This is a genomic window from Marinomonas sp. TI.3.20, from assembly GCF_038155025.1.
Classification (GTDB): Bacteria; Pseudomonadota; Gammaproteobacteria; order Pseudomonadales; family Marinomonadaceae; genus Marinomonas; species Marinomonas flavescens.
The window spans coordinates 183,520-200,929 of record NZ_JBAKAS010000001.1 but is presented as its reverse complement, the minus strand read 5'-3'; the positions used below and the strand labels follow the sequence as shown (position 1 = coordinate 200,929).

Below are 17,410 nucleotides of genomic sequence, written 5' to 3'. Positions count from 1 at the left end.
AGACGTTTCTTAGCCTTCTCACCAGCCTCTACTCGCTCTTTGATGCTAACCCACATAGATAATATGCTGCTCATTATCGTAACTAAAATTCAGACGGATCAAGATTTGAGTCTCTTCAATATACAGCTTAGAAACGAGATTAGACGCGCCTATCTCGGCCTTCTTCGCCAGCGCCTTTAACTGTTTCTCAAGCATAATCCAAGCAAGCTCATCCCGTGATTCATCCATATTAAAGATAGATTGAGAGGTCGTCCGTAAACAAGCAAAATAAGTCAACGAATTCGCTTTAATATCCAGCTGATCATCACCTTCTACTTCGACGTAGCTCAACCCACAACGTTTAAAATGTTGCTTTAAATACACCTTCCACTGCTGCATAAATTGTTCTAAGTAAGAAAAAGACACCGCTCCACCCTAATCACAAAATATTAATACTAGCCATTCTAACGATTACCCGTGTCGGTCGTAATCTGCTATCTTGCAAGAAAACGATAAATGGATTTTTATAATAAGCGCCATTCAATAAACATTCATCATTAATGGAGAAAGGCATGAGCGATACCATCACTCTGAGCTTGGCAGAAGTACGAGAACTAAGCGAAAGCATTCTAATGGACAACGGTTTCAGTGACGATCACGCTAAGTCTATTACCGATGTCATCGCGGCTTGCCAGCAAGACGACTGTCATTCTCATGGCCTATTTCGTCTTCTCATGTGTACCCAAAGTATGAAAATCGGCCGTATTAGCGGCTCGGCCAAACCAACGATCGTGGATGCCGCGCCATCTGTCGTAAAAGCTGATGCAAGCGGTGGTATTTCATTATTGGCGCTGGATGCCGCCTTGCCATTATTGATTGAAAAAGCGAAAAAGAATGGGATTGCGGCGTTGGCGATTAACCATTGCTTCCACTTCTCTGCCTTATGGCCTGAAGTTGAGAAACTGTCAGCCGTTGGGTTAGCCGGTTTGGCGATGGTACCTAGCCATGCATGGGTCGCACCTGCAGGCGGAAAACGCGGTACGCTTGGCACCAATCCGCTGGCCTTTAGTTGGCCGCGCCAAGGAACGAATCCATTTACGTTTGATTTTGCCACCAGCCAATTCGCACGCGGTGAAATAGAACTTTATCGCCGAGCTGGAAAACCACTTCCTGAGGGCGTAGCGATTGATAAAGACGGTAATCCAACCACAGACGCACAAGCCGCGATGGATGGCTCCATGCTGACGTTTGGGGATTATAAAGGCTCGGCGTTGTCGATTATGATCGAGCTGCTCGCCGGCCCTTTAATTGATGATTTAACCAGTAAAGAGAGCATGGAAGCCGCTAACGGACAACCTGAGGCGCCGTATCATGGAGAAATTATTATCGCTTTTGACCCTAATCTATTAAGCGGCGGTAATGTCCCAGCCAATAATGATAGAGCGGAGCGTTTGTTTGCCGATATTATTGAACAAGGTGCTCGTCTACCATCACAACGTCGCTATCAAGCACGTGAGCGGAACCTAGTTAGAAATGCCGTAGACATTCCAAAAACACTTTATAATGATCTTTTAAAACTTAAGAATTAGATTAAGTAACAATCACTTAATCATCAAAACTAAAACCAATATCTGACAATAAGTCCTCATGCTGAGGGTTTAGTCTTTTCTAAAGGTAAGCGTACTTTACCAGCGACTACGGCTATTGCCCCTTAGTGAGTCAATTCAAAACCTACTCACTAAGGTCTACAAAGCAGACCTATTATTCAATTAATCCTCTCCAAAATTTTACCCATCATTGTTGTTTTCATCAGATTCCTCGCGATATTTGGCGACGATATAAACCAGTTGATTCACATTAAAACCAGAAAGATACATCTACAACCACTTTTGTAGTATTGGGCTTTGAACGGATACTTTTAGTAAAAAGTCATCAAAAACAAAGAAGACCACTTATGTTTGATTGTTTTTTGATCACAATGTTTGAGAAACTTCAAACATTGCGTTGATAGCTTTTCATTTTTCTATTCCAGCGCTTTATCTACTATCAAAGAACGCGGTTATTACTACCTTAACGGCACTTTACAACAATTCTCCGCAGCGAGTTTGGAGTCATTTATGTCAGTACAGTTAACACAGCCAACTCTTCTTAAAAGCCAGTCTTATATTGGTGGCGAATGGGTGCCTTCGGCATCAGGTAAGACCTTTGCAATTATCAATCCATCAAATGGCGAACACCTGATTGATGTGCAAGATTTGGGCGCGCAAGAGACAACGCAAGCGGTTGAAGCCGCTGCCGTGGCTCAAAAAGAATGGCAAGCTCGTACGGCTAAAGAACGTGCGACGTTAATGCGCCGCTGGAATCAACTGATTCTAGACAATCAAGATGACCTCGCTACGCTCATGACATTAGAACAAGGTAAGCCCTTTGCAGAAGCAAAAGGCGAAGTATTGTACGGCGCGTCCTTCATTGACTGGTTCGCCGACGAAGCCCGTCGTCTAAATGGCGATACTATTCCTACCTTTGCCAAAGACAAACGCGTATTGACTATCAAACAACCTATTGGTGTGGTTGCGGCGATTACGCCGTGGAACTTTCCAATCGCAATGATCACTCGTAAAGCAGGGCCAGCCTTGGCTGCGGGTTGTGCGATCGTCATCAAACCGTCTGATGAAACGCCTTTATCCGCGCTTGCTTTAGCGGAACTTGCGCATCAAGCAGGCATTCCAGCCGGTGTGTTAAACGTTGTTGTGGGTACCGATGCGAAAGCCATTGGTGGCGTCCTAACAGGTCATCCTACGGTGCGTAAATTGTCTTTTACAGGCTCAACACCAGTAGGGAAGTTACTGCTTTCTCAATGCGCACAAACGGTAAAACGCACGTCGATGGAACTCGGTGGCAACGCACCTTTTATCGTTTTCGATGACGCTGATCTAGACGCAGCAGTAGAAGGAGCGATTGCTTCTAAATACCGTAATGCAGGTCAAACCTGTGTATGTGCTAACCGCTTATTGATCCAAGAAGGTGTTTACGATGCCTTTGCTGAGAAATTAGCGAAGCGAGTGGCGGAGTTCAAAACAGGAGATGGCTTTTCAGAGGGCGTAGCTATCGGTCCATTAATCAATAATGCGGCCATCGGAAAAGTTGAGACGCTCGTCAACGACGCGATCGAAAAAGGGGCGAAGGCGATTATTGGTGGGGCTAAATCCAGCGTCGGCGAACGCTTTTTTGAGCCAACCATTTTGACCGGCGTCACTGACAAGATGGACATTTTCTCTAATGAGATTTTTGGTCCGGTCGCGCCATTATTTAAGTTTAAAACGGAAGAAGAAGCCGTTGCTATGGCAAACAATACCCCTTTTGGTTTGGCTTCGTACTTCTATTCCCAAAATATCGCGCGTATTTGGCGTGTTTCTGAAGCCTTGGAATACGGCATGGTCGGCATTAATGAAGGTCTTATTTCCACTGAAGTTGCGCCATTTGGTGGTGTAAAAGAGTCTGGCAGTGGTCGTGAAGGTTCTTCATACGGTATCGATGAATACGTTGAAATTAAATATATGTGTATGGGCGGTTTGGCTTAAGCCATTCCATTAGTACCACTAATTTATCCTATTTAATAAGTAGAGGCCGCGTATCACACGCCGCATTTCGATTATTGAGCATACTCTAAAAGGTGAAAGTTAAAATGAACAACGCAGATTTACAAAAACGCAAAGACAGTGCGATCGCTCGTGGTCAAGGCAACATGGCTCCTATTTATATTGACCATGCTCTAAATTCGGAAATTTGGGATGTTGAAGGCAAGCGCCATATTGATTTTGGTGCCGGTATTGCCGTCGTCAACACAGGTCATAACCATCCTAAAGTAAAAGCGGGGGTGCAAGCACAGCTTGAACGCTTCACTCACACCTGCTTAACAATTACGCCTTATGAATCAGCTGTGATTTTGGCTGAAAAGTTAAATGCAGTGGCTCCTGGTGATACACCGAAAAAGTCCATGTTTGTCACTACTGGTGCAGAAGCGGTAGAGAACTGCGTTAAAATCGCTCGCGCTTACACGGGACGTCCTGGTGTGATTGCGTTCAATGGTGGCTTTCATGGTCGTACTAATATGACCATGGGTCTAACAGGAAAAGTGAATCCATATAAAATTGGCTTTGGACCTTTTCCAAGCGATATTTATCATATTCCTTATCCAAATGACTACCTTGGTATCACTGAAGAGCAAGCACTTACTGACCTAGAAGAACGCTTTCTTTGTGATATTGAGCCTGCCCGTGTTGCCGCAATCATTATCGAACCAGTGCAGGGTGAAGGTGGTTTCTACCAAGCGTCTGCAAGCTTCTTACAAACGCTTCGTAAACTGTGTGATAAACATGGCATATTATTAATTCTAGATGAAATACAGTCTGGTTTTGCACGAACTGGGACTATGTTCTGCCACGAGCAAGCAGGCATCGAAGCGGATCTGATGACAACAGCAAAAGGTATTGCTGGAGGCTACCCTCTAGCCGCGGTTGTTGGTAAAGCAAAAATAATGGATGCGCCAATTCCTGGAGGTTTAGGAGGTACTTATGGTGGTTCTCCTGTCGGCTGTGCCGCTGCTTTGGCTGTTTTTGATATCATCGAAGAAGCACAGCTGTGCACTCGAGCAACACAAATAGGCAATCAATTTGTAGAGCATTTACAAGGTCTTCAAGCGGAATACCCACACATTATTGGCGATATTCGTAATGCCGGTGCCATGATCGCGGTGGAACTTGTACACGATGGAGATGTAAATAAACCTTATCCGGAAATGGCAAAAAATCTGTCCGCTAAAGCCGCTGAAAATGGTTTGGTGCTTTTGTCTTGTGGTATTCGCGGCAACGTCATTCGTTTCTTGCCGGCACTGACCATCGAAACTGACATTATTGAAGAAGGCATGGCGATCTTTAAACGTTGCTTTGCTGAACTTGTTTAAAAAACAGAAGAACAACGAAGCTAAAACTAGGCTTCGTTGTTAATAATGATTTTGCCTCCTATTATCGCTGTATCCTTTGATACAGCGATTTTTTTGCTTTTAACAGGCTCGCGATTAATAAGGCGCGGCGTTTAACTCTTGAAAGGCTTGTGTAAGAAGATTAAGAAACAGTTCTTGTGGTTTATTAGGTTGAGATGACTTTTTGCAGATGACCGCTACGCCTAACGTATAAGAGCGATGTTGTGGCGCTACTTTTACTATCTTGCCTTGTTCAACATAAGGCTGGGCGTACAAGTCAGGTAAAAAACCAATGTATTTACCAGACAAAATCAGCGCAAGACGACTGTCGTAGAAGTAAGACACGGCGGTCATATTCATCCTCGCAATCTGATTACTGATCGCTTCATGGGGTTTCAATCCTGCGTGAGTCGCCGGATAGAGATCCGCTGTGCTGTCTTGCTCTGCCTCTGACATGCTCGCTAATAGGTGATCACTGCCACAATACAAATAACAAACATCACGATAAAGGTGGATATAATCCAAGCCTTCTAGCTTACGATGGTAGGGAATAAAGCCTATATCAGCCTCATCATTGAGTATCATACGTTCGATATTCGACATAGACGCCACATTGGTCGTGATAGAGACTTCTGGGGCTTCATTAGAAAAACGTTCAATCAGTTCTGGAAAATGGCTACGAGGGTCCAAACTCACCTTATCAGATAAAGCGATTCTTAATTTCCCAGTCAGACTAGCATTAAGATTGTTCACCGTGGTTCGAAAAGCATCCAAAGAATCCAATAAATTCTCTGTCATTTGATAAATCACAACGCCTTCTTCAGTCAAAGAAAAGCCGCCACGTCCACGCTTACAAAGCACCAAGTTTAGACGCGATTCTAAGTTGGATATATGCAAACTGATGGTTGAGCGACCGATGTTCAACGCCGTTTCTGCCGCCGAAAAACCACCGCAATCCACCACAGTTTTAAACACCTTTAATTGCTTTATCTCATAATCGCCGACTTGACCCAATGAGTAATTTTTTGCGCTCATGGCAACTCATTCCTCTGCTTTATATTCATCTGTGCCAAGTATTCTCTTATACCGCTTAAAAGAAGGCGAGCGTTATCCGCCTTTACTTTTCTACTCTGATGTATGAACACAAAAAAGGCGACTCAATGAGTCGCCTTTGATCAATTAACGCATACAATAAGTAAGTACACACTTACTTATTAATTTATGCTTTATAGCGTTTCAGAATCAATGCTGCGTTGACACCACCAAATCCAAAGCCGTTTGAAAGTACATATTCCACGTCTTTTTTACGCGCCACTAGTGGCACTAGGTCTAAGTCTTCCATACCTTCGTCTGGCTCACGCAAGTTCAAGGTGGGCGGAAGAGTAGAGGTCAAGATAGCTTGCGCACTGAAGATACTTTCAATCCCGCCAGCGGCACCTAATAAGTGACCTGTTGCCGATTTGGTCGATGAGATTGCGACGTCTTTAATGCCTTCACCAAAAATACTCCGTAGGGCGTTAATTTCACTACGGTCGCCCACAGGCGTCGAGGTTGCATGGGCGTTCACGTAGCCTATTTTACTTGGCTCCAGATTCGCCATTTTCAGCGCTTGCTTCACTGCACGCGCGGCGCCTTCGCCACTTTCAGGACCAGACGTTAAATGATAAGCATCGCTACTGGTGCCGTAACCGACAATTTCAACAAGTGGTGTGGCACCACGCTCTAACGCGTGCTCCAAAGTTTCAATCACCAATAGACCAGAACCTTCACCAATGACAAAACCATCACGGTCCTTACTGAACGGTCGCGATGCGTGCTCTGGCGCTTCATTCAATGTAGACAAAGCTTTCAACGCACCAAAGCCTGCCAATGACAATGGATCAATACAGGCTTCTGTACCGCCTGCTAACGCCACTTTTGCTTCACCAGTCAACAATATACGGACCGCATCGCCAATCGCCTGAACACCCGCAGCACAGGCTGTCACTGGCGTACCTAAAGGGCCTTTGAAACCATATTTGATTGAGACATTCCCAGCCGCTAAATTGGCTAAAAAAGAGGGTACCGTAAATGGCGACAAACGTCTTGGCCCTTGCGCGTCCAATATTTTTTGAGCATTTGTTAATGCTGGCAAACCACCGATGCCAGTGCCAATAATGGTCGCCGTCGCTTCTTTGTCTTCATCCGATGTTGGAAACCAATTTGCTTGCGTCAATGCTTCGTCGGCTGCGGCTAATGCAAACAAGGTAAATAAATCGATGCGTTTACGCTCTTTTGGCGTCATATAGTCGGCTTCGTTTAGACCATTTTCTTGTTCGATATGACTCGGTACTTGTCCTGCTATCTGGGTTGATAATGCCTCAGATCCTTGCAGGGCTATGCGGCGAATACCAGATTCACCTTTGGTAATGCGATCCCAGACAGCATTCACTCCCAAGCCTAAAGGAGATACCAAGCCCATGCCTGTGATAACAATTCTTTGCTTGATTGACATAAGAAAACCTCGTTTACTTTCGACTCAAGGAAACATGCCATGTTAGAGTAGTGCTATATATGATCAAGATAATATTTAGGAGACTAAATATGCCTTACACGCCAAAGCACAAAGAACAAACCCGTCAGCGAATTTTGCAAACGGCCGCCAAGTTATTTTGTACCTATGGATTTGACCGCGTTACGCTAGATCAAATCATGAAAAAGGCCAACATGACTCATGGGGCTTTTTATGCTCATTTCTCGGGTAAAAGCAGTCTATATGAAGCCGCATTGCAACTTGCTGCCTCCCATTCATTTTGGGCACGCAGAGAGAAGCAATCGGAGAATAAAGAGACTCATATTAAAGCACTCCTCACTCGATATCTTAGCTGGACAAGAAATAGCGGTGACTCTCCATCCCCATTAGAGTTTTTGGTCACTGATGCAGCACACAAAGAAGAAAAGGTTCGCAAGGCCTACCAAGCATGCTTTGATAGTCTGGTAGATAGGCTAACGATCATTCTTAAAAAACAAGGCAGTACAGGTGATGTAAAAGACCTTGCGGAAGAAACCGTTGTCTCGTTAGTAGGAACAGTCGCCATTGCTCGTTCCATCACTCAGCCATTACAAAGAGATTTTTTAAAACGCGCCCAATCACGCATTTTTAATAGAATCAATTTGGCAATTCAAGACACTAAAATTGTCTCAGATAAATGTTAAAAAACTAAACCTGATTAACGCCAACTAGAAGAGTAATCGAGTGATTACTCTTCTTCATCAGAATTTCTTTGCTGATACCAAGCCAACACATTAGGTGCAATTTCTGGCCCTGATACGAAGAAATGGCCATTAAGCAGTGACTCTCTTTGGTTATATTTAAATGGTTTGCCTTTTGACGATACCAACATACCTCCGGCAGCTTCGACTATCGCTTGTTGTGCTGCGGTATCCCATTCACTCGTTGGCCCACGACGTAGATGTAAATCTGCAACACCCTCGGCAATACGACATGCCTTAATAGAGCTCCCTTTGGGAATTTCACGTACCGATTCATAGATGTTTTTCAAATCTTGTTTTAATGCAACAGGAAGAGAGGGACCATGGCTACGACTCGTCATTGCTATTAACGGCGTATTAGGTTTGCGGACACTAATAGGCTCAATATCCTTGCCATGCCATTTAACTGCCCCAAGAGGCAACCCTCGCCAACTTTTAGTAACGCCAAAGTAACCTTCAGATGTCGTTGGTAAATAGACCATGCCAATGATTGGCACGCCATTTTCAACCAACGCAATATTAATACTGAATTCACCATTGCGTTTAATAAATTCTTTAGTGCCATCTAAAGGATCAACTATCCATAATAGTGGCCATTGAGAGCGCTCTTCAAAAGGGACTACGCCTTCTTCTGATAAAACGGGCACCTCTGGCGCCATGGCATATAAACCCGCTAAGATGGTTTGATGTGCTGCAATATCAGCCGCCGTTACCGGACTATGGTCTGATTTCTGCTCAATGCCTAAATCAGCACGCTGATAAATTTCCATGATCACATCAGCAGCATCGTGTATTATTTTTTGTAACGCTTGGAAAATAGGGTGATGATTTACATCCCGCATAACAGCCTCGAACATGACAATAATCAAAATTGGGTTAATACGTAACTTATGAGTAAAGCAGAAAAACAACCAGCATCACAAGCAGTACGTCTAGATAAATGGCTTTGGGCCGCACGATTTTTTAAAACTCGCTCTCTTTGCAAAGATGCGATAGACGGCGGCAAGGTTTCTTACAACGGTAGTAAGGGCAAAGCCAGTCGTAACGTAGAAGTGGGAGCGCTTATTGGCTTACGTCTTGGTTGGGATGAAAAAACCATCGAGATCAAAACCATCAGCGGACAACGCCGCGGAGCACCAGAAGCACAACTCTTGTACGAAGAAACATCAGAGTCTATTGAGAAACGCGAAAAGAAAGCTCTCGAACACAAATCCTTTGGTGGTCGTATTATGTCCGACCATAAGCCGAACAAGAAAGAACGCCGAGACATTAAACAACTCAAAAAAGACATGTTTAGTGGTACAGAGTAGCCCATTCAATAGACATCATATATTACAGGCTTTTCAGCACCGCATGTAAGCACCGTTTTTATTTTCGATGCATTGACTTAATTCCAGCTCCATAAGCGCTTGCATCATTGAAGCGGCGTTTATCTGAGTGTGTCGTATAAGTGAATCGAAATCCATAGCTTGCGCTTCAACCTCTAGCACCTTCACTATGGCACGAGCACTTGCGGATAAATGCAAAGGAAGGGGGTTCATTTTAGGCTCTTCGATCAAAGACTCCACGACCTCTTTATTAGAACTTGGTTGTTTTATAGATGTTTCCCGTGAAACATTTGCCTTCTTTTTAACCATTAAAGCCTTCTTGTTATTGCCAGTTTCCTCGTTAGAGTAGGGTAGGATTTCCTCCAAAATATCTTCCACGTGACGAACTAGTATCGCTCCTTGGCGTATCAACTGATGGCAACCTTCGGCCTGAATATCTTTAACTCGACCAGGTAAAGCAAAAACATCACGGTTCTGTTGCACCGCATAATTTGCACTGATCAAAGATCCACTTTTTGGAGATGCTTCAGTAACAAGAATACCTAAACTCAGACCACTAATAATTCTATTTCTAGGTGGAAAAAGATGAGGACGAACATCTGTCATTAAAGGGTATTCACTAACCAAACACCCGCCATGCAATAAAATATCTTGAAACAATGCCTTATTTTGTTTTGGGTAGTGGTTTAGTAAACCGGTTCCCATTACGGCAATAGTGGGTGTTGATTGTGCCTCTAAAGCACCTTGGTGAGCGGCAGTATCAATACCTCTTGCACCACCACTGACAATAGCAATGCCCCGGTGCGATAACTGGCTCGCTAATTGTCGAGTCGCTTCACGTCCATATCCAGTACAATGCCGCGCGCCGACAATACCTAATTTGGGATAGGAAAAACTGGTTAAGTCACCATCGACATAAAGGAATGCGGGCGCTACAGCTATCTCTTTTAAATCGCTAGGATAAGCAGGGTCGCTTTGCAGTAAGAGGTGATGAGCATCGGCTTCAAGCCATTCTAAACTGACTTGTTTTTTTTGAGTTTGTTCTTCAGATAAAGTGCCATGATCTAGATACGCCATCGCTTCACGAGCTGTCACCTCAGGCCATTTCAATTGCCTTAGCAGCTCATAGACAATGGTATCGGGTAAATCATCAACGGTCTGTTCATCAGAAAATAAATCCCACTCATGGGACTGATCCAACTGATCAAAATAAGTAAACAACCGAGAAAGTCGGGAAGGACCTATACCCGTCAAAAAACTCAAACACAGCCAATTCTCTTGACTGAGCCCACCGATCAAACGCGAAGAAGTTGTCATATTGTGTGCATCCTTGCCATTCAATAAAATAGATATAACAATAATTTGTAAACAGACCATTCCTTGGTCTCATTTAAAAATCCCACTTTCACCATGAAAAGTCTAGGATAGGTTAATACTATTAAGCCGATTTATTAGAATTGCTTAAAAAACCGACATCTCAGCAATGCCCATCTTGATGACTTGCGTTACAATATAGCTAAGACAAAGAGTCGAGACCAAAAGCGTCTCGGCCGACGAATAAAAGACATATTGGAAAAGATCATGGCCGTTTTAACTATACTAGAATACCCAGACCCGCGCCTACGTAAAGTCGCAAAACCTATTACCGAATTTACCGATGCACTACAAATCCAAATCGATGACATGATAGAAACCATGTACGAAGATAAAGGTTTAGGTCTAGCTGCAACGCAAGTTGATTACCATCATCGCCTTGTTGTGATGGACTTCTCAGAAGATCATAGTGAGCCTATTGTGTTCATTAACCCTGAATTTGAAGTAATCAACGATGAGCCTAATGAGTACCAAGAAGGCTGTTTATCCGTGCCTGGTTTTTATGAACATATTTACCGTGCAGCGGAAGTTGTCGTCAAAGCGTTAGATCGACACGGAAAACCGTTTGAAATGAAAGTAGATGAGCTAATGGCCGTTTGCGTACAACACGAAGTAGATCATTTAGACGGCAAACTAATGGTAGATTACCTATCACCATTAAAACGAAATCGCATTAAAACGAAATTAGTCAAAGCGCAGAAAAACGCAGCGAAACCTTAAAGCTGATTGTTTTCGCTTCAATGCCAAGCTTTTCTGAAGTGCGAGAGTACTGAAAGAAAGGTTACCGTTGAACAAATGAATACCCGTTGAGTAAATCAGGCTTCGGCCTGATTTTTTCGTTAAGGAAACAAAATGACCACCTCTCCACTTCGTATTGTATTTGCAGGCACACCCGAATTTGCCGCCATCAGTCTTCAAGCTTTATTAGATAGCCAAGAACAAAATCACTATCAGTTAGTTGGCGTTTACACGCAGCCAGATCGTCCCGCTGGCCGTGGTCATAAGTTAGTAGCGAGCCCAGTTAAACAATTGGCGCTTGAGCATGATATTCCAGTATTCCAACCAGTTAACTTTAAATCGGAAGAAGACAAGGCCGCTCTTGAGGCACTCAACGCCGACATTATGATAGTCGCGGCTTATGGGATTATTTTACCGAAAGCCGTACTCGACACGCCAAAGTTAGGTTGCCTTAACGTCCATGGTTCCATCTTGCCTCGCTGGCGTGGGGCTGCACCTATACATCGTGCGCTCATCGCTGGGGATGAAACGACTGGCATCACTATTATGCAAATGGATGTTGGGCTAGACACAGGTGATATGCTGCTGAAAGCTTATTGCGATATCAAGCCAACAGATACTTCGTCAAGCTTGCACGATCATCTAGCTAAACTCGGTGGCGTAGCATTGGTTGAAGCATTGGAGAAACTCAAAAAAGGCGAGCTTGTTGCAGAGAAACAGGATGACAGTTTAAGTAACTATGCCGCTAAACTCACCAAGCAAGAAGGAGAGCTTCAGTGGTCACAATCAGCAGAGCTCATCGAACGTCTGGTGCGTGGTTTGTCTCCTTGGCCGTCTGCTTTCACTCAAAGCAGCGAAGGCGTAATGAAAATTCATGCGGCAGAATTGACCAGCGTCGAATCCGATAGCGCAACACCGGGTGAGATTCTAGTCGTCAGTAAAGAGGGTGTTATTGTTGCAACAGGGCAAGGCTGCATTCGAATCACGGACGTACAGTTTGCCGGCGGCAAGCGCATAAAAGTACAAGATGCCTTAAACGGTAAACACAAAGCGGCCTTACAAATTGGCCAACGCTTCGGCTTAGTAGAGTAATTATAATGAAACCAACAGATGTCCCTTCAATCCAACACAGCGCTCGCCAAGTCGCGATTCAAGTTGTTACTAATGTCTTGTTACAACAAGGTTCCCTTAGCACTCAGCTAGCACGTCACCAACACGATGTTGCCAGCGAGCACATCCCGCTTCTAAAGGAATTGTGCTTTGGTGTCTGCCGTCAGTTCCCATTATTAAACAGTATTGCTCTGCACCTGTTGAACCATCCGTTCGAAGAGAAGGACATGGATCTTTATGCCGCTCTGTTGATTGGTTTATACCAGCTTGGCTACATGAATACGCCAGATCATGCTGCGGTAAATGAAACCGTTGAAGCCTGCCGTTTACTAAAGAAAGACTGGGCGACCAAGTTGATCAATGCCGTACTGCGCCGCTACCAACGCGAAGCAGACGACATTGTTGAGACACTTGAAGCCATGCCATCAGTGGAATACAACCAGCCAAAATGGTTAGTGAAACGCTTTAAGAAACATTGGCCAGAACAGTTCGAACAAATAATCGAAGCCAGTAATGCGCATCCTCCAATGTGCATTCGCGTAAACGAAAGCCAAGTTTCACGTGAAACATACAAGACTCAAATGGCTGAGAAGGGTATAGATTCAGAAGAAGGGTTACTTTCACCTTCTTCTTTGTACCTAAGATCTGCCGTTAGAGTAAATGAGTTACCTGAATTCGATGAAGGCTTTTCCAGCGTTCAAGACGAATCAGCTCAGCTGGCTGCACATATTTTGGCTCCAAGCCTTGGCGAACACGTCTTAGACGCGTGTGCCGCGCCGGGGGGCAAAACAGGCCATCTGCTTGAGTTTGCTGCTGCGGCACAAGACGCAGAAGAAACACTCGACTTAACCGCCGTTGAGTTAGAACCGTGGCGTTTAGAAAAAATCGAAGCCAATCTAGAACGTATTGGATTAATGGCAAACTTACAATGCGCCGATGCAGGGGATTTGGATGCTTGGTGGGATGGTACGTCATTCGACAAAATCCTTCTTGATGTACCTTGTTCTGCAACCGGTGTTATTCGTCGGAACCCAGACATTAAGATCAATCGAAAACCTGTCGACATTGAAGAGCTCATTGCCATTCAAAAAGTTATTTTGGATAAGGTCTGGAGCACACTGAAAACAGGCGGCCATCTTTTGTATGCGACTTGCTCTTTAATGCCTGAAGAAAACGAACTGCAAATTGCTGATTTCTTAGCGTCTCATGCTGATGCTAAAGAGGTGGTTATGAACGCTTTAAATCCATCCATAAATACAGAGTGGGGCATTGCTGTTTCTCATGGGCGTCAATTATTCCCAACACTTAAGGGACACGACGGCTTCTATTATTGCCTGATCCAAAAAAACAGCTAAGTAACACAGAACACTAAATCGAAGAAAAGAATCGTTTAGATTCGACAACTTAAAAAATGCTCGGGCAATTGTTTCACATGAAACACACAAACTGTCTGAGCATTTTTTAAGGCTCATGCTTACTTTCCCTCTATATGACTATTTAAAGCTTAATTTTTTAAATATTTCACAAATGTCATTAAAGTATTAGTTTGAAGTCTTTAAAATACAGCCTACCATGTAGGGTAAATCAAGATCATTATTAGCGCTCATGAGAGCCAACAAGAACAACTAAAAAAGAGCAATGATTTAAGATCGCGCTCTAAGGCAAAATATGAAAATCATCATTATCGGGGCTGGCCAAGTTGGCGCAACGCTCGCTGAAAACCTTGCTAACGAAGACAATGACATTACCGTTATTGATCCTGATCTAACGCGCCTAAGAGAGCTTCAGGATCGTTTGGATATTCAGACTGTCGAAGGCAGTGGCTCGCATCCTGCCGTATTGGAGCAAGCAGGTTGTAATGATGCTGATATGTTAATCGCGGTAAGTAACCATGATGAAACCAACATGGTGGCTTGCCAAGTTGCGCATACCTTATTTAAAACGCCAACAAAAATTGGCCGTGTTCGCTCAAGCGCCTACGCTAATTACCCGCAACTGTTTAACGACCAAGCATTACCAATCGATGTTCGTATCAGTCCAGAAAAGGAAGTAACAAAACATTTAAGCAGATTGATTCGTTATCCTGGTGCACTTCAAGTGATGGAATTTGCAGAAGGTAAAGTCCAGCTTGTTGTTGTAAAAGCAGAAAAGGGAGGTCCTCTTATTGATCAACCTATCAGCTATTTACGCGAACATATGCCGTCAATCCAGACTCGAATTGCGGCCATTTATCGCGATGGTAAATCTATAAAACCAGACGGTAATACCTGTATTCGTGCCAATGACGAGGTTTTCTTTCTAACGCCACAACGTGATGTGTTAGATGTAATGAGTGAACTGCGCCCGTTAGATACGCCTTATCGACGAATTATTATTGCCGGTGGCGGTAACATCGGTGAGCGTTTAGCTCATAGCCTTGAAAAAGAATACCGTGTAAAAATCATAGAACGAGATTTAGAACGCTGCCGTTATCTTTCTGAAAACCTAGATAACACCATTGTGCTTAACGGTGATGCTTCGAAAAAAGAATTATTATTAGAAGAAAATATCGAATCAACCGATGTATTTTGTGCGCTGACCAACAACGATGAAGCCAATATCATGTCTTCAATGCTGGCCAAAGTTTTGGGAGTACGTACGGTAATGACCATTATCAATAACCCTGCGTACGTTGATATCGTTCAGGAAGGTATGATCGACATTGCAATTTCCCCTCAGCAAACAACCATCAGTTCGTTACTCAGTTATATTCGTCGTGGCGACGTAGTAAACGTACACTCAATGCGCAAAGGCGCTGCTGAAGCATTAGAAGCTGTTGCTCATGGTGATTTCCGATCCTCTAAAGTAGTCGGTCGTAGTATTGCCAAAATCAATTTACCAGAAGGTGCAACCATAGGCGCGGTTGTTCGAGGTGATGAAATTATTCTCGCCACTGGGGATGTTGTCATTCAAGCTGAGGATCATGTCATCATCTTTGTATCGAATAAGAAACAGATTCCAGCCGTTGAGCAATTGTTCCAAGTAGGATTAACTTTCTTTTAGCCAAAAGACCGAATAACGTTAAGCGTCATTAACTATCTTTTCCATCACGAGGAAATCCGCCCGAGACATGGGAGGGCGCTGAAAATAAAAAGACCTTCAGCTAGGTGATTTAATCAAACCAGATTCAAGAGAATCTGGTGCTAGGAAGCAGCTATGCATATTAAAGTAATTTTACGCGTTATTGGTTTATTGGTTATGGTGTTTAGCCTCTCCTTAATTCCGCCTATGATTGTCTCTTTAATTTATTCTGATGGCGTTTTAGATTCCTTTGTTTATGCCATGGGCATTAACTTAATCGGTGGTTTTCTCCTTTGGTTTCCTGTGCGCAATCACCGCGGGGAGCTAAAAATACGTGATGGCTTTTTGATTACTGTTCTGTTTTGGACAGTCCTAGGATTTTTTGGATCAGTACCATTCTTTTTAGCTGACACACCAGACCTTTCCTTTACTGATGCTTTGTTTGAATCCATCTCCGGGTTGACGACAACAGGGGCAACCATTTTAACGGGCATTGATGGCTTACCCGAATCCATTCTCTTTTATCGTCAACTGTTAACTTGGTTAGGCGGTATGGGGATTATCGTTCTGGCCGTGGCAATCATGCCTATGCTAGGCATTGGTGGTATGCAGCTTTATCGGGCAGAAACACCTGGCCCAGTAAAAGATACCAAGCTTACTCCTCGTATTGCCGAAACAGCCAAAGCGCTGTGGTACATCTACGCAACGTTAACCTGTCTTTGTGCATTAGGTTATTGGGCTGCTGGAATGAGTTTATTCGATGCGATTTGTCACAGCTTCTCAACAGTCGCCATCGGTGGTTTTTCTACACATGATGCCAGTATTGGTTACTTTAATAGTGTTCCAATTGAAATGATCGCGACTTTCTTTATGGTCGTTTCTGCATTTAACTTTGCTCTTCATTTTCATGCGTGGCGACATAAAAGCGTATTGCATTATTTGCTCGACCCAGAAGCCCGTTTCTTTCTGTTTATTTTGGCTTGTACTATCACGCTATCGACCTTCGTATTAGCAATGACATCCACCTATGATTGGGGAACGTCAATACGCTATGCCGTCTTTGAAAGTGTTTCAATTGCAACGACGTCTGGTTTTAGTACCTCCAATTTCTCGACGTGGCCACATTTTTTACCCTTCTTATTAATTGTAACTTCCTTTGCCGGTGGTTGTGCCAGCTCGACAGGGGGCGGTATGAAGGTGATTCGTATCTTATTAATCCTCAAGCAAGGGGTTCGAGAAATACAGCGTCTGGTGCATCCTAATGCGGTCATCCCTGTCAAAGTGGGTGGCAAGGCCATTCCTGAGCGTGTGGTCTCCGCCGTCTGGGGGTTCTTTTCCGCTTACCTTTTAGTGTATGTCGTCTTAATGATTGGCTTAATGGCAACAGGTATGGATCAAGTAACAGCATGGTCTGCTGTTGCTGCCACGCTAAACAACTTAGGTCCAGGGCTCGGCGCCGTTTCGAACACGTTCGCAGATGTAAATGATCCAGCGAAATGGATGTTATGTTTTTCTATGCTATTAGGGCGTTTAGAGGTGTTTACCTTGTTGGTATTATTTACGCCTATGTTCTGGCAGAAATAACCAA

The 17,410-nt window shown here is 43.9% G+C and carries 15 protein-coding genes; 10 read left to right on the top strand and 5 right to left on the bottom strand.

The window, feature by feature from the left end; all coding sequences use genetic code 11:
• Positions 1 to 45 precede the first annotated feature (45 nt).
• On the bottom strand, positions 46 to 405 hold the full coding sequence (locus V6259_RS00900; protein ID WP_341582962.1) for a hypothetical protein: 360 nt from the start codon (positions 403 to 405) through the stop codon (positions 46 to 48).
• A 146-nt stretch (positions 406 to 551) separates the two neighbouring features.
• Here V6259_RS00900 and V6259_RS00895 point away from each other — a divergent pair, with 146 nt between their 5' ends.
• From V6259_RS00895 to gabT, 3 genes are all read left to right on the top strand, one after another.
• A complete protein-coding gene (locus V6259_RS00895; protein ID WP_341582961.1) occupies positions 552 to 1,568 on the top strand; it encodes an Ldh family oxidoreductase in 1,017 nt (338 codons plus the stop codon).
• A 528-nt stretch (positions 1,569 to 2,096) separates the two neighbouring features.
• Positions 2,097 to 3,560 carry an NAD-dependent succinate-semialdehyde dehydrogenase gene (locus V6259_RS00890; RefSeq protein WP_341582960.1) on the top strand — a complete coding sequence of 488 codons (1,464 nt, stop codon included), beginning with the start codon at positions 2,097 to 2,099 and terminating at the stop codon, positions 3,558 to 3,560.
• Between the two features lie 104 nt (positions 3,561 to 3,664).
• Complete coding sequence (gene gabT / locus V6259_RS00885; protein ID WP_341582959.1) at positions 3,665 to 4,942, top strand: 4-aminobutyrate--2-oxoglutarate transaminase; 1,278 nt, start codon at positions 3,665 to 3,667, stop codon at positions 4,940 to 4,942.
• A gap of 114 nt (positions 4,943 to 5,056) precedes the next feature.
• Here the strand turns inward: gabT and V6259_RS00880 are convergent, their stop codons facing one another.
• Together V6259_RS00880 and fabF are read right to left on the bottom strand one after the other, a co-directional pair.
• The gene (locus V6259_RS00880; RefSeq protein WP_133010682.1) at positions 5,057 to 5,995 is read right to left on the bottom strand and encodes a LysR family transcriptional regulator; all 939 of its coding nucleotides are present in this window, start codon (positions 5,993 to 5,995) and stop codon (positions 5,057 to 5,059) included.
• A gap of 184 nt (positions 5,996 to 6,179) precedes the next feature.
• Positions 6,180 to 7,454, bottom strand: coding sequence for a beta-ketoacyl-ACP synthase II (gene fabF / locus V6259_RS00875; protein WP_341582958.1), 1,275 nt, complete (start codon positions 7,452 to 7,454; stop codon positions 6,180 to 6,182).
• Between the two features lie 89 nt (positions 7,455 to 7,543).
• Here fabF and V6259_RS00870 point away from each other — a divergent pair, with 89 nt between their 5' ends.
• Positions 7,544 to 8,155 (top strand): TetR/AcrR family transcriptional regulator, encoded by a 612-nt coding sequence (locus V6259_RS00870; RefSeq protein ID WP_341582957.1) that lies wholly within the window; start codon positions 7,544 to 7,546, stop codon positions 8,153 to 8,155.
• A gap of 44 nt (positions 8,156 to 8,199) precedes the next feature.
• On the opposite strand, the gene cysQ is transcribed toward V6259_RS00870, so the two are convergent.
• The gene (cysQ, locus tag V6259_RS00865; protein ID WP_341582956.1) at positions 8,200 to 9,054 is read right to left on the bottom strand and encodes a 3'(2'),5'-bisphosphate nucleotidase CysQ; all 855 of its coding nucleotides are present in this window, start codon (positions 9,052 to 9,054) and stop codon (positions 8,200 to 8,202) included.
• A 48-nt stretch (positions 9,055 to 9,102) separates the two neighbouring features.
• Between cysQ and V6259_RS00860 the strand changes: the two genes are divergently transcribed.
• A complete protein-coding gene (locus tag V6259_RS00860) occupies positions 9,103 to 9,522 on the top strand; it encodes an RNA-binding S4 domain-containing protein (protein WP_133010678.1) in 420 nt (139 codons plus the stop codon).
• A gap of 33 nt (positions 9,523 to 9,555) precedes the next feature.
• Here V6259_RS00860 and dprA read toward each other — a convergent pair whose 3' ends face one another.
• Positions 9,556 to 10,857, bottom strand: a complete 1,302-nt coding sequence (gene dprA / locus V6259_RS00855; RefSeq protein WP_341582955.1) for a DNA-processing protein DprA — start codon at positions 10,855 to 10,857, stop codon at positions 9,556 to 9,558.
• 264 nt (positions 10,858 to 11,121) lie between these two features.
• On the opposite strand from dprA, the gene def reads away from it, so the two are divergent.
• From def to V6259_RS00830, 5 genes are all read left to right on the top strand, one after another.
• Positions 11,122 to 11,634, top strand: a complete 513-nt coding sequence (gene def / locus V6259_RS00850) for a peptide deformylase (protein ID WP_133010676.1) — start codon at positions 11,122 to 11,124, stop codon at positions 11,632 to 11,634.
• Between the two features lie 132 nt (positions 11,635 to 11,766).
• Positions 11,767 to 12,744 (top strand): methionyl-tRNA formyltransferase, encoded by a 978-nt coding sequence (gene fmt / locus V6259_RS00845; protein ID WP_341582954.1) that lies wholly within the window; start codon positions 11,767 to 11,769, stop codon positions 12,742 to 12,744.
• 5 nt (positions 12,745 to 12,749) lie between these two features.
• Positions 12,750 to 14,117: a 16S rRNA (cytosine(967)-C(5))-methyltransferase RsmB gene (gene rsmB, locus V6259_RS00840; RefSeq protein ID WP_341582953.1), complete on the top strand. Its 1,368-nt coding sequence runs from the start codon at positions 12,750 to 12,752 to the stop codon at positions 14,115 to 14,117.
• A 313-nt stretch (positions 14,118 to 14,430) separates the two neighbouring features.
• A complete protein-coding gene (gene trkA / locus V6259_RS00835) occupies positions 14,431 to 15,804 on the top strand; it encodes a Trk system potassium transporter TrkA (protein WP_133010673.1) in 1,374 nt (457 codons plus the stop codon).
• Between the two features lie 153 nt (positions 15,805 to 15,957).
• Positions 15,958 to 17,406 (top strand): TrkH family potassium uptake protein, encoded by a 1,449-nt coding sequence (locus tag V6259_RS00830; RefSeq protein WP_341582952.1) that lies wholly within the window; start codon positions 15,958 to 15,960, stop codon positions 17,404 to 17,406.
• Positions 17,407 to 17,410: the final 4 nt, after the last annotated feature.